The 12559-nt window shown below is 59.6% G+C and carries 12 protein-coding genes; 9 read left to right on the top strand and 3 right to left on the bottom strand.

Annotated features, from left to right (window positions below):
• Positions 1 to 163: 163 nt before the first annotated feature.
• Positions 164 to 1462, bottom strand: a complete 1299-nt coding sequence (gene ugpB, locus HNR62_RS11435; protein ID WP_204796225.1) for a sn-glycerol-3-phosphate ABC transporter substrate-binding protein UgpB — start codon at positions 1460 to 1462, stop codon at positions 164 to 166.
• A 173-nt stretch (positions 1463 to 1635) separates the two neighbouring features.
• Here ugpB and HNR62_RS11430 point away from each other — a divergent pair, with 173 nt between their 5' ends.
• Positions 1636 to 2367: a glycerophosphoryl diester phosphodiesterase gene (locus HNR62_RS11430; protein WP_204796224.1), complete on the top strand. Its 732-nt coding sequence runs from the start codon at positions 1636 to 1638 to the stop codon at positions 2365 to 2367.
• 124 nt (positions 2368 to 2491) lie between these two features.
• The gene (locus HNR62_RS11425; RefSeq protein WP_204796223.1) at positions 2492 to 3823 is read left to right on the top strand and encodes a DEAD/DEAH box helicase; all 1332 of its coding nucleotides are present in this window, start codon (positions 2492 to 2494) and stop codon (positions 3821 to 3823) included.
• Positions 3824 to 3856: 33 nt separating this feature from the next.
• Here the strand turns inward: HNR62_RS11425 and HNR62_RS11420 are convergent, their stop codons facing one another.
• The gene (locus HNR62_RS11420; RefSeq protein WP_338044105.1) at positions 3857 to 5011 is read right to left on the bottom strand and encodes a benzoate/H(+) symporter BenE family transporter; all 1155 of its coding nucleotides are present in this window, start codon (positions 5009 to 5011) and stop codon (positions 3857 to 3859) included.
• Positions 5012 to 5171: 160 nt separating this feature from the next.
• Here HNR62_RS11420 and HNR62_RS11415 point away from each other — a divergent pair, with 160 nt between their 5' ends.
• Positions 5172 to 5735 (top strand): helix-turn-helix domain-containing protein, encoded by a 564-nt coding sequence (locus HNR62_RS11415; protein ID WP_204796264.1) that lies wholly within the window; start codon positions 5172 to 5174, stop codon positions 5733 to 5735.
• A gap of 13 nt (positions 5736 to 5748) precedes the next feature.
• On the opposite strand, the gene HNR62_RS11410 is transcribed toward HNR62_RS11415, so the two are convergent.
• Positions 5749 to 6186, bottom strand: coding sequence for a CBS domain-containing protein (locus HNR62_RS11410; RefSeq protein WP_204796221.1), 438 nt, complete (start codon positions 6184 to 6186; stop codon positions 5749 to 5751).
• A 523-nt stretch (positions 6187 to 6709) separates the two neighbouring features.
• Between HNR62_RS11410 and HNR62_RS11405 the strand changes: the two genes are divergently transcribed.
• The 6 genes from HNR62_RS11405 (at position 6710) to HNR62_RS11380 (ending at position 12460) form a co-directional block, all read left to right on the top strand.
• Positions 6710 to 7423 carry an energy transducer TonB gene (locus HNR62_RS11405; RefSeq protein WP_204796220.1) on the top strand — a complete coding sequence of 238 codons (714 nt, stop codon included), beginning with the start codon at positions 6710 to 6712 and terminating at the stop codon, positions 7421 to 7423.
• A gap of 3 nt (positions 7424 to 7426) precedes the next feature.
• Positions 7427 to 8077, top strand: a complete 651-nt coding sequence (locus HNR62_RS11400; RefSeq protein WP_239552760.1) for a MotA/TolQ/ExbB proton channel family protein — start codon at positions 7427 to 7429, stop codon at positions 8075 to 8077.
• Positions 8074 to 8499, top strand: a complete 426-nt coding sequence (locus HNR62_RS11395; RefSeq protein ID WP_204796219.1) for an ExbD/TolR family protein — start codon at positions 8074 to 8076, stop codon at positions 8497 to 8499. Before HNR62_RS11400 ends, HNR62_RS11395 begins: the two co-directional genes overlap by 4 nt.
• Positions 8500 to 8644: 145 nt before the next feature.
• Positions 8645 to 8845, top strand: a complete 201-nt coding sequence (locus tag HNR62_RS11390; RefSeq protein ID WP_204796218.1) for a hypothetical protein — start codon at positions 8645 to 8647, stop codon at positions 8843 to 8845.
• A 293-nt stretch (positions 8846 to 9138) separates the two neighbouring features.
• Positions 9139 to 10806 (top strand): energy-dependent translational throttle protein EttA, encoded by a 1668-nt coding sequence (gene ettA, locus HNR62_RS11385; protein ID WP_204796217.1) that lies wholly within the window; start codon positions 9139 to 9141, stop codon positions 10804 to 10806.
• 517 nt (positions 10807 to 11323) lie between these two features.
• A complete protein-coding gene (locus HNR62_RS11380) occupies positions 11324 to 12460 on the top strand; it encodes a hypothetical protein (protein ID WP_204796216.1) in 1137 nt (378 codons plus the stop codon).
• Positions 12461 to 12559 lie beyond the last annotated feature (99 nt).

Below are 12559 nucleotides of genomic sequence, written 5' to 3'. Positions count from 1 at the left end.
GTGGCAACTGGGCACCTGCTGGCACGATAAAAGAATAAAAAGAATAAAAAGAGAGCGGCACTTGCCGCCCCCGTAGTCGAAAATTTCTTCGCATCAAATTCGCATCAAAAAAGCATCTTGTGTCCGACCGAGACGTGCTGTCATTCACACCATGGATATCGGATCAATTCGCCCTGGCAAAACGACTCAGCTGGCCATTGGCCCGCTCTACTATGGTACCGATGGCGGCTTCCGGCTGGGACTTGTCGGCCCATACCTTCTCCAACTCCTCGTCCACTATGTCGCGGATCTGTACGAAGTTGCCCAAACGAACGCCCTTGGAATTGACCGTCGGCTCGGCTTGGGTTATCTGAGTGATGGCCACTTCCGTGCCCGGGTTCTGCTGATAAAACCCCTGGGACCGAGTCAGTTCGTGGGCGGCGTGGGTAATGGGCAAGTAGCCGGTGAACTGGTGCCAATCGGCCTGGATCTCGGGCGAAGCCAGGAAAGTAAAGAACTCGGCTACCCCCTGGTACTCTTCCTGCTTGTGCCCCTCCAATACCCAGAGGGAGGCACCGCCGATGATGGAGTTCTGCGGCTGCGCCTTGATGGCCTGCCAGTAAGGCAGCTTGCCCACCCCGAACTCGAAGTCGGGGGTATTTTTCTTCACCCCGGCGTAGGAGGCAGAGGAGCCCATGAACATGGCACATTCGCCCGAGTAGAATAGCGGCAGGCTGTCGGACTGGCGGCCGCCGTACTTGAACACGCCGTTTTGGCTCCACTCGACCAGCTGTTGGATGTGCCGCCGGTATTCCGGACGATCCAGCAGCAGCTCGACCTCGGAGCCGGAAAAACCGTTGTTTTGGGTCGCAAAGGGAATGTCGTGCAGGGCACCGAAGTTTTCCAGCTGTATCCAGGACTGCCAGCTGGTGGTAAAGGCGCACTGGGTACCGGACTCCTGTAGTCTGCGCCCGACGGTATCCATCTCCTCCCAGGTGGTAGGCACCTCGACGCCGGCCTTGTCCAGCAGATCTTTGTTGTAATAGAGCACGGGGGTGGAGCTGTTGAAGGGCATCGATAGCATGTTGCCGGCGTTATCGGTGTAATAACCGGTCACTGCCGACAGGTATTCGCTCTGGTCGAATGCCTGGCCCGCCTCGGCCATCAACCGATAGACAGGGTAAATGGCCCGATCCGCCGCCATCATGGTGGCCGTGCCCACCTCGAACACTTGCACTATGTGCGGCTGCTGCCGGGCACGGAAGGCGGCGATGGCGCCGGTCATGGTTTCGCCATAACTGCCCTTGTATACCGGCTTTATTTCATAGTTGGACTGGCTCTGGTTGAACTTGTCGGCAATGTCGCCGACCTTGTCGCCCAGTTCCCCGCCCATGGCATGCCACCACTGAATTTGAGTGGTCGCGTGGACTTGGGTGCTTAATAACAGGCCGGTGATGGCCAGGCTGATGCCCTTGAACGTCATGGTGTCTCCCTTGGCGACCCTGAAGGTTTGAGTGCAACTAAGCTAGGGTGAACAGATGACATCGGGGTGACACTCAAATGATACTTTGACTTCACGGTCAGGGAAAACCTGTCACAGAGCTGTCATGACGGCGTTCTACTCTTGACCGAATCGGTATCTGGAAGGACAAAACGATGATCTTGTGCGGACACAGAGGCGTGGCCAGCCTGGCGCCGGAAAATACCCTGGCCGGGCTGCGCGAGGCACATCGGCTGGGGCTTGAATGGGTGGAGATCGACGTTCAGCTGACCCGAGACGAGCAGGTGGTGGTGATTCATGATGAAAAGGTCGACCGCTGCACCGACGGCAGAGGCTGGGTGCGCCAATACGACCGGAATGAACTGAGCCGGCTCGATGCCGGCAGCTGGTTCTCGCCCGCCTTCGCCGAAGAGCGCATACCGCTGCTGCAGGATTATCTCGCCCTCGCCATCAGGCTCGGCATTCACGTCAACATCGAACTCAAGCTCTACCCTGAAGATGATGCCGAGCGGCTGTGCCGTCGGGTCAGCGAGGTGCTTGAGCAGGGCGCCTTCGACAAGCACATGCTGCTGTTTTCCAGTTTCGAGCCCGACTGCATCAAGTTTATGCACGAGCTGCAACCGGATATCCCCCGCGCCCTGCTGGTGGAGCGCATCCCCGACGACTGGCAGACACAACTGCAACAACTGGACTGCACCAGCCTGCACTGCCATCACCGCCACCTGACCCGCGCCCAAGCCCTGGCCGTCAAGGCCGCCGGTTACCGGCTGAACTGCTATACCGTCAACCACATCGACGAGGCTGCCACCCTGGCCGCCTGGGGCGTAGACATGATTTTCACCGACCAACCCCAGGATTATCTGGCCGCTGGCTGGAATCCGAACTGAGCGCCAATCCCGCCTCCGAACGCCTTTGTTATAGCCTGCAGCGCTTTTCTGTTATCATGACGACAGTTTGCCCACCGGCAATGCCTCTCAATCGTCCGCCAGGACCTTATTTGTTCGGAGTCTCATGTCTTTTGCTTCCCTCGGCCTGAATGCCCAGCTCGTTCAAGCCATCAATGAATGTGGTTATACAGAGCCGACCCCCATCCAGGCCCAGGCCATTCCGCTTGTGCTGAAAGGCGGCGATCTGCTCGCCGGCGCCCAGACCGGGACCGGCAAGACCGCCGGCTTTGGCCTGCCCATGCTGCAGCGCCTGAGCGAAACCAGGGCCAAACCGCTGGCCAATGGCCGTGCCCCGGTTCGTGCCCTGGTGCTGACTCCTACCCGCGAGCTGGCCGCTCAGGTAGAAGAAAACCTGCGCGCCTATGCCAAGCACTCGGATCTGACCACGCTGGCCATGTTCGGTGGTGTGAGCATCAACCCGCAGATGAAGGCGCTGGGTCGCAAGGTAGACATAGTGGTCGCCACCCCGGGCCGCCTGCTGGATCACGTCTCCCAGCGCTCCATCGATCTGTCTCGGGTCGAAATGCTGGTGCTGGACGAAGCGGACCGCATGCTCGACATGGGCTTCATCCGCGACATTCGCCGCATCATCGCCAAGATGCCGGCCAAGCGGCAGAACCTGCTGTTTTCTGCCACCTTCTCCAACGAGATCAAGCAGCTGGCCGAAGATCTGCTCAACGAGCCGGAACACATCGAAGTAGCCACCCGCAACGCCACCGCCGACACCATTGCCCAGCGTTTTTACGGCGTGGACAAAAATAAAAAGCGTGCCCTGCTCAGCTACCTGATTGGCCACCACAACTGGCAACAGGTACTGGTGTTCACCCGCACCAAACACGGTGCCAACCGCCTGGCGATGCAGCTCGACAAAGACGGCCTGCCGGCCATGGCCATTCACGGCGACAAGAGCCAGGGCGCCCGTACCCGAGCCCTGAGCCAGTTCAAGGAAGGCAAGCTGCGCGTACTGGTGGCCACCGATATCGCCGCCCGTGGCATCGATATCAGCGAGTTGCCCCACGTGGTCAACTACGAGCTGCCCCATGTGGCGGAAGACTATGTACACCGCATCGGCCGTACCGGTCGTGCCGGTATTAAAGGCGAGGCCCTGTCGCTGGTGTGCTTCGAAGAAAAGCCGCTGCTCAAGTCCATCGAGAAGCTGATCAAGCAAAGCGCCGAGCTGGAAATTCTGCCCGGTTACGAGCCGCTGCCAGACAGCCAGCAGCCGCCCATCGAAAAACCCGGCGCCAACAACCGTGGCCGTGGTAATGGCGGCCATAGTAATGGCGGCAGAGGCAACGGCGGTGGTCGCGGCCAGAACCCGCGCGGCGCCAACAGCAAGGCACCGCGCAGCAACAGGCCGAACCAGCCCCAGCGCCACGGCCGCCACGACGACTAACACCACAACCCCGGCACTCGCCGGGGTTTTTCTTTAATGCTGGTTGCGCCGGTTCAGCCAGTGCACGCCGCCGCCGATCACCAGACCCCAGAAGGCACTGCCGATACCGAACAGCGCCACGCCCGAGGCGGTGATCATGAAGGTCAGCAGGGCCGCGTCCCGCTCCTGCTCGTTGGCCATCGCCACCGTCAGGCTGTTACCTATGGTCCCAAGCAGAGCCAGGCCGGCGATGGCCATCACCAGCTCCGTCGGCAAGGCGCTGAACAGCCCCACTACGGTAGCGCCAAACAGCCCCATCAGCAGATAAAAGACCCCGGCCCACACCGCCGCCTTGTAACGCTGGTGCGGATTGGCGTCCACTTCCTTGCCCATGCAAATCGCCGCGCTGATCGCCGCCAGATTAAGGGCGAAGCCACCGAAGGGTGCCAGCAAGAGGCCGGTAAAACCGGTCCAGCCGATCAGCGGCGATGCCGGCGTGTGATAGCCGTGGGCGCGCAGCACGGCGATGCCCGGCACGTTCTGGGAGGCCATGGTTACCATGAACAGCGGAATGCCGATGCCCAGCAGGCTGGCGAGGGGAAAACTCGGCAGCATCAGCACAGGCTGGGCCAGTTGCCACTCGAACTCGTCAAACTGCAGCAAACCGGCGGCGCCGGCCACCGCCAGCCCGGTCAGCAGACTGAGCGGTATCACATAGCGCGGCCAGCGCCGGCGCAGGGCCAGGTAGGTCGCCAGCATGGCGCCCACCAACCAAGGCTGGGTCTGGGCCGAGGCAAAGAGACCCAGACCGAAATTCAACAGAACACCGCCCAGCATGGCCGCCGCCAGCCCCGCCGGCATCAGCCGCATGATCTTGTCAAACCAGCCGGTCACTCCGCACAACAGGATCAGGCCCGAGCTAAACAGAAAGGCACCAATGGCCTCGCTCATCGACACGCCGGCCAGGGCCGTCACCAGCAGCGCCGCCCCCGGTGTCGACCAGGCGGTCAGTATCGGCTCCCGGTAGCGCAGGGAAAACCAGATACTGGTGAGCCCCGCCCCCAGGCCCAGGGCCCACATCCAGGAGCCGATCTCGGCCTGGCTGGCACCCGCCGCCGCGGCCGCCTGAAAGATAATGGCCGCCGAGCTGGTATAGCCAACCAGCACGGCGATAAAACCGGCAGAAAGATGGGAAAGACCGATGGCCACGCGCACAGCACCTCTCCTTGCTTGACAGAGATGTGCGCTATAACGCACAACCCAGGGAGCGTCATGCTAGCAAAGGTATGCTATAACGCACAACCGCATCAGTACGGAAAAATCAGTCAGGAGAAACCCCATGCAGGAGCCGAACATGCAGGATCCGAACATGCAGGAGCCGAATAAGTACCTTGCCATCCGTCTGCGAACCCTGCGCAAGGAGCGGGGCTGGAGCCTGGACCGATGCGCCAGCGAAACCGGCGTCAGCAAGGCCATGCTTGGGCAGATAGAGCGCGGCGAGTCCAGCCCCACCATCGCCACCCTGTGGAAGATAGCCGGCGGCTTTCACACCTCGCTGTCCGACTTTCTGGAACCGACGCCCGAGCCCCACCCCGGCCCGCTCTATCGACAGGCGGATAGGCTGCGCCGACAACCGGCCGGCGACGGCATCCTGGTGGCACCGCTGTTTCCCTTCGAAGGCAGATTTGGCTTCGAAATGCTGGAACTGACCCTGCTGCCCGGTTATGAACGCCGGTCCGAGCCCCACGAGCCCGGTGTTATCGAGCACGTCATAGTGCAGCGGGGAGAAATGGAGCTGTTACTGGAAGGCCGGTGGCAACCGCTGGCGCCGGGCGCGGCGGTGCGCTTTCACGCCGACCGGCCCCACAGTTATCGCAACCCGGGCGATACACCTGCCGTATTTTACAACCTGATCCATTACCCAAAGCCGTGAAGTCGGCTTGTTGCTATGCGTCAGGTTTATTGAGCAGCTCGGCACACAGGCGCACGAAGTCGGAAGAAGTGACGATGCCCGTCAGCCGCTGCTCGCTATCGACCACGGTCAGGCAGCCGTGCTTGTTCTTCAGAAAAAAAGGCACCACCTCGGTGAGGGGCGCCTTGACGTCCACGCTCTCTAAATCCGAATCGATAATTTCCACCACCCGGCACTGACGCTCGCGCCGCTCCAGCGCACTGACGCCATAGTCCGACAACAGACTCATCACGGTGGCGATCAGCCGTTTCTGGGTCAGCACCCCCAGCAGCTTGCCGGTAAGCTTGTCCACCACCGGAATATGACGGATGCTTTTTTCCCGCATCAGATCGTGCGCATCTTTCAGGGTCGAGCTCGCATCCAGGGTGAGTAAATCGCGGGCCATGATATCGCCAACAGTGGTTGCTGCCATGAGTCGTCCTTCCTTGTTTGTTCGATGAGATCACTTAGGGTCTGTTGACCTTTCGCGGTTAAATTTTGTTCGAGTTAAACGCGTTTTTATCGCGGCGAGAAGGCTGTAGCCTAGTCATTCTAAGCAAAGCCTTCTCAACAAAGAGAAAAACGCGTTTAGCCGAACCCGCAGGGCAGCGCTTGTGGGGGCTTGCTACTGCGTTATCGCTTATTTATGTAGAGTGACTACACGGCATAAGCGATGCCTTGTATCAAGCCCCCACAAACTGCTGCAAAAATCATCTCGAAAAGTCAACAGACCCTAACAGTATGCATTATGTTAGAGCACAGAGCCGTTCAGGTTGCAGGCTAATCGCGCATCCATGGTGCGCCAAGCGCACGGCAAGCGCACGGCAGCCGCACGCAGCCGACAATTAAACAAACACAACTCATTCTCATTGCGAATAGCAATGGACATCGTGTTAGAAATACGTATTCTATGACTCCAGAATATCAACACCCTCTTTTACCACCGGGAATTTACCTTGAATTTTCGACGCTACGCCCTGTTCGCTCTGGCCTCGCTGGTTCTGCATGGATTGCTGGCTCAGGCCATGGAACACGAAGAACAGGTTATTTCACTGGCACCGGACACCCACCCGGGCCCAATCAGCGTGCAGATGCTGCCGACAGTGGCGCAACAAGAGCTGGCGGTCGAGCCGAAACCCGAGCCCAGACCGGCACCCAAACCGACACCTAAGCCGACACCCAGGCCGGACCCCAAACCGATACCGGAACCGGAGCCAAAGCCAACTCCCAAACCTGTTCCCAAGCCTGAACCAAAGCCTGAACCCAAGCCGGTGTCCAAACCCGAACCCACAGTGGCGCCACAACCAGAGCCCACACCGGTGCCGGCCCCGCAGCCACCGGCCAGGATAGAGTCAAAGCCGCAGCAGGTCGCCGCCAGAGACAGTGCGCCACGGCGTATCGAAACACCCAGCTTCAAAACCCGACCGACACCCATTCCCTATCCGTCTCAGGCGCGTCGCCGGGGCCTGGAAGGCACAGTGCTGATCGAGGTATGGCTGGATGAAAACGGCAAACAGACCCAACGGGTGCTGGCCCGCTCTTCCGGTGTCAGCCTGCTCGACAAAACGGCCCTGAAAGCCATCGCCAAATGGCGCTTTTCCGCCTACGTGGAAAACGGCCGGGGCATTGCCCACCGCGTTCATATTCCCATTCGTTTCAAACTGGACTAACTCATGTCACTACTGGATCAACTAGATCAACTGGATCAACTAGATCAACTGCATCAACAACTGGGCCCGATGAGCTGGCCGCTGCTCCTCTGTTCGGTCATCACCCTGGCGCTCTGGCTGGAGCGAAGCCTGTCCCTGCTGTGGACCAGCCTGCGCGGCGAACAGGAAAAGCGTCAATTGCGGCTTGATGGCAACGCCTACCCGCAGGCAGAAATGACCGCCCCCAAGTCGCTGATCCTGCAAGGTTGCAGCCTGCTGGCAAGGCACCGTGGCTGTGACAAGAACACCCGGGAAGATCTGGCTACGGTCTGGCTGCAGCAACAGCGCCGCCGTCTGCATTCGGGATTACGGGTGCTGACCCTGGTAGGCGTAATCAGTCCCTTATTGGGCCTGCTGGGCACAGTGCTGGGGTTGATAGAGATGTTCAGGAGCATTGGCGCCAGCGGCGATCCTGTCACCCCGGCACTACTGGCCGACGGCCTGGGCCTGGCCATGAGCACCACCGCCGTCGGCCTGCTGATCGCCCTGCCCGCCATCGCCGGCGCCCAGCTGTTCGGACTCTGGGCCGATCGCCTGATCGACAAGCTGACCGACGAGCTGAACCGGTGCAACCTGCACCTGGAAGGAGTGCAACTGGGAGGCAGCCGTTCATGATAGGCCGCCCCGAAGCGACCCACTCCGGTTGGCGCTCTCTGACGCCGGATATTACGCCGCTGCTCGACATTATTTTCATCGTGCTGGTGTTTCTGATGCTCACCGCCAACATTCCGCTGCAATCGCTGGAGGTGGATCTTCCCAAGACCGACAGCGAGGCCCTGAGCAGCCTTCGGGACACCGAGTCGATCACCATCAACCTGCTGACCGGCAGCCCCGCCTGGGCGCTGCAGGGTGAAAAATATGAAGACTGGGAGCAGTTCAAACCGGTATTGCTAGGCCAGCTAACCCTCCTGAAAGACGCCGAGCTGATGCTGGCCTCCGATCGGGAGGTCACCGTCGACCAGATGCTGAAGCTGCTGGCGTTCTTGCAGGAGCACGACATCCAGGCCACCCAGATCCTGATGGAAAACGGAGAATGACCGCCTTCGGACCCCGGCGGCGGTGCACCACCGGGTCTGGCAGCATGGTTGACATCATGGCGGGGCTTTCTCGGTCCCATATATTTGACTTCTGAAGCAGCAAGCTCCGTGCTATAACGGAGTCCCCTAATTCGGGAGTGCCCTGATGAAAAAACCAAAAATAAAAGTAAGAAAAGGCGTGGTGACCGGCGCCTTGCTCGCCGCCCTCTGGCTGCCACTGCTGGCCAGCGCCGCCGCCATCGACAAACATGCCGACAAACCCGCCTGGATGGACTGGGGTTTCTTCGGCAATACCGTTATCTCGGCCAGCCTCACCCGCTGGAGCAGTAAAAGAGACGACGAATAAACCGGCCGCAGGGACGCGCCCCTTACTCTCCTCCATCCCCTGCCGTATCTTCTCTGCTCTCTGCTCTCTTCCCTGTCAGCTCTCCCCTGATTTTGTTTCACCGTTTTGTTGCGCCGCCCGGCTCTTTCGGCCCGTGAAATTCCCGCTTTCTCCGCCTTAGGGCACTGGCTTTCCCCGCTCAGCCAAGTACCATATACGCCATCGCTGGCCGGTTGGCTGCCGGCGTGGGGCATGCCCCCATTCAAGCCCGTCAGGCAATCAGTTAATCTTCTGAATTATCAGGATAAAGTGAAATGGCTCAATTTGTTTACAGCATGAACCGCGTGGGCAAGGTAGTTCCGCCCAAGCGTCATATTCTGAAGAATATCTCCCTGTCGTTTTTCCCCGGCGCCAAGATTGGCGTACTGGGTCTGAACGGCGCCGGTAAATCCACCCTGCTGCGCATCATGGCCGGCCTGGATACCGAAATCGAGGGTGAAGCCCGCCCCCAGCCCGGCATCAACATCGGCTACCTGCCCCAGGAGCCCAAGCTCAAGCCGGAGCAGACGGTACGCGAAGCCATTGAAGAGGCCGTGGCCGAAGTGGCCGGTGCGCTGAAGGAGCTGGACGAAGTCTACACCGCCTATGCGGATCCAGACGCCGACTTCGACAAGCTGGCCAAGCGTCAGGGCCAGCTGGAAGCCATCATCCAGGCTCACGACGGCCACAACCTGGACAACCAGCTGGAGCGCGCCGCCGACGCCCTGCGTCTGCCGCCCTGGGAAGCCACCATCGACAAGCTGTCCGGGGGTGAACGCCGCCGGGTCGCCATGTGTCAGCTGCTGCTGGAAAAACCGGACATGCTGCTGCTGGACGAACCCACCAACCACCTGGACGCCGAGTCCGTGGCCTGGCTGGAGCGCTTCCTGCACGATTACGAAGGCACCGTGGTCGCCATTACCCACGACCGTTATTTCCTCGACAACGTGGCCGGCTGGATCCTGGAACTGGACCGCGGCGAGGGTATTCCGTGGGAAGGCAACTATTCTTCCTGGCTGGAGCAGAAAGACGCTCGCCTGTCCCAGGAGCAGTCATCGGAGGCCGCTCGCCAGAAGTCAATCCAGAAAGAACTGGAGTGGGTTCGCCAGAATCCGAAGGGCCGCCAGGCCAAGTCCAAGGCCCGTATGGCCCGCTTCGAAGAACTGCAGAATCAGGACTTCCAGAAGCGTAACGAGACCAACGAGCTGTTCATTCCGCCCGGCCCGCGCCTGGGTGACAATGTCATCGACGTTGAAAACCTGACCAAGTCCTACGGCGACCGGGTGCTGATCGACGATTTGTCGTTCAGCATTCCCAAGGGCGCCATCGTCGGTATTATCGGCCCCAACGGCGCCGGTAAATCGACCCTGTTCCGCATGATGACCGGCGCCGAGCAGCCGGACTCCGGCACCATCACCCTGGGTGAGTCGGTGCAGCTGGCCTCGGTCGAGCAGTTCCGCGACAGCATGGACGACAGCAAGACCGTGTGGGAAGAAGTGGCCAACGGCCAGGATATGCTGCGCATCGGCAATCTGGAAATCCCCAGCCGCGCCTATCTGGGCCGATTCAACTTCAAGGGTATCGACCAGCAGAAGCGGGTTGGCGAACTGTCCGGTGGTGAACGTGGCCGCCTGCACATGGCCAAGCTGCTGCAGACCGGCGGCAACGTACTGCTGCTGGATGAACCGACCAACGATCTGGACATAGAAACCCTGCGCGCGCTGGAAAATGCCCTGCTGGAATTCCCTGGTTGCGCCATGGTGATCTCGCACGACCGCTGGTTCCTCGACCGTATCGCCACCCACATCCTGGATTATCAGGACGAGGGCAAGGTGGAATTCTTCGAAGGCAACTTCACCGAATACGAAGACTGGAAGAAGAAGACCTACGGCGCCGAGTCGGTGCAGCCCAAGCGTATCAAGTACAAGAAAGTCACCAAGTAATACCGGTCAGGGCAATGTCCGGTGAGACAATGTCCGGTAAGACAATGTTCGGGTGAGGCACACAGGGAACCGTCATCGGTCGCCGCTCCCCTTTTTGCCCATGACGGAACGGGAAAGCAACGAGCAGCCTGGCGCTGCTCGTTTTTTATCCAGCCAAAAATCTTACCTTACGCCTCTTTATGCCTCTTTATGCCTCTTTACGTCATTTCGTTAACAATAAACAAACCATATTTCAACCTCTTTATTTTACCTCATCCGGGCTTAATATGGTTCCGATACACTTTAAAACATTGAAATAACAATTAAGAAACATTACATTCCCCCCTGTGCTCTTCATCTTTTCGTTCAAGCCCTTGTGGCCGATTCGGTTTACTCAGGCGTTCAGCTCAACTTTATCGGGGATTTTCTCTGAAAGCCCGATTCTCCGGAGCTGCCTGCGTCCTGAACCGCGAAGGGTAACCAAAGCTGGAATTGTTAATATTTCACACAAAGATAATAAACAATGGAATCAAAGGATATGACCAAAAAATCAAAGGATATGACCCCCAAAAAGCTGTCTTTGGCCATCATGCTTGCTGTGGTTTCCACCTCCGCCAGTGCCCTGGAACTGGGTGAATTCAACGGTACCCGGCTCAGTCTGGGGGGATATGTCAAGGCGGAAGGCATACTCGACAGTCCCGACGATGCCGAGGATTCCTTTCAGGGCACGGTGCGCCAGTCCCGACTCAACTTTACCGCCGCCAAGGAAGTGGAAGGCCACCAGGTCAAGGGCTTTATCGAAGGCGATTTCTGGGGCGGTGCCGGCGACGACGGTGGCTCAACCTATGACTGGCGCCTGCGCCATGCCTTTGTGACCGTGGACAACATCACCCTGGGCCAGACCTGGAACGGTCAGTTCCACGCCATCTTGCCGGTGGATGTGGAAGTGCTGAACTTCTGGGGCCCGATGGCCGGCACCATAGCCGGCAGCGGCGCCGTGGTGCGCCCCGATCTGCTGATGCACTACACCTGGAACGGCCTGCGTCTGACCCTGCAGGATCCGGTATACACAGACGCGGATTTTCCGGACATGGTGGCTTCCTATACTCACCGTACCGAAAGCGGCCATGCCTTCAATGTGGCGGTGACCGGCCGCGATGTGAACACAAATGTAGCCCCAAAAGCTGATGCACCCGGTGAGGGAACATTGATATCCGCTGGCGATGGCAGCAAGTTCGCGGCCGCCATCTCCCTGGGGGGCAAGCTCAAGCTGGGCAATACCGCCCTGTCGCTGACCGGCTACACCGGCGAAGGCGTGGGGGTTTACACCGGCATGGGCTATCAGGGGTCGAAAGGAGGCCTCACTTCGGATGTGAACGCCGACGGCGAGCTGATCACCACCACCGGTTTCTCGACCGGCATCACCCAGAAATTCAGCGACAAGCTGCGCGGCACCGTCCGCTATGGCCAGGTGAAGGCCGATGAGGTTGCGGCGGGCTTCAATGACACACTGCAGATGACCAACGTCAACCTGATCTACACCTATTTGCCGGGGCTGGAATTCGGCATCGAGTGGCGGGATCAGAACCAGACCACCATTCCCGCCTCGGCGGGTGACAACAAGCAACGCCTGAAAGGCGAGCAGGTTGAAGTCATGGCCATGTACCGCTTCTGAGCCACCCCGGCCGTCACAAGCCCGCTTTCAGCGGGCTTTTTTTATGGCCGCCGAGCTGACACGGCTGACCGAGTACCGTACCCGCGAGCTTAAGCAACA

Origin of the sequence: Oceanisphaera litoralis, from assembly GCF_016907015.1 — a bacterium.
In the GTDB taxonomy this organism is placed as follows: Bacteria; Pseudomonadota; Gammaproteobacteria; order Enterobacterales; family Aeromonadaceae; genus Oceanimonas; species Oceanimonas litoralis.
Note: the sequence above shows the minus strand (reverse complement) of the source record. Positions and strands in the feature narration are given on the sequence as shown.

Coding starts and splice junctions, on each gene's coding strand:
- ugpB (WP_204796225.1), bottom strand. CDS start 1,462: ATGACGTTCAAGGGCATCAGCCTGGCCATCACCGGCCTGTTATTAAGC.
- HNR62_RS11430 (WP_204796224.1), top strand. CDS start 1,636: ATGATCTTGTGCGGACACAGAGGCGTGGCCAGCCTGGCGCCGGAAAAT.
- HNR62_RS11425 (WP_204796223.1), top strand. CDS start 2,492: ATGTCTTTTGCTTCCCTCGGCCTGAATGCCCAGCTCGTTCAAGCCATC.
- HNR62_RS11415 (WP_204796264.1), top strand. CDS start 5,172: ATGCAGGAGCCGAATAAGTACCTTGCCATCCGTCTGCGAACCCTGCGC.
- HNR62_RS11410 (WP_204796221.1), bottom strand. CDS start 6,186: ATGGCAGCAACCACTGTTGGCGATATCATGGCCCGCGATTTACTCACC.
- HNR62_RS11400 (WP_239552760.1), top strand. CDS start 7,427: ATGTCACTACTGGATCAACTAGATCAACTGGATCAACTAGATCAACTG.
- HNR62_RS11395 (WP_204796219.1), top strand. CDS start 8,074: ATGATAGGCCGCCCCGAAGCGACCCACTCCGGTTGGCGCTCTCTGACG.
- HNR62_RS11390 (WP_204796218.1), top strand. CDS start 8,645: ATGAAAAAACCAAAAATAAAAGTAAGAAAAGGCGTGGTGACCGGCGCC.
- ettA (WP_204796217.1), top strand. CDS start 9,139: ATGGCTCAATTTGTTTACAGCATGAACCGCGTGGGCAAGGTAGTTCCG.
- HNR62_RS11380 (WP_204796216.1), top strand. CDS start 11,324: ATGACCAAAAAATCAAAGGATATGACCCCCAAAAAGCTGTCTTTGGCC.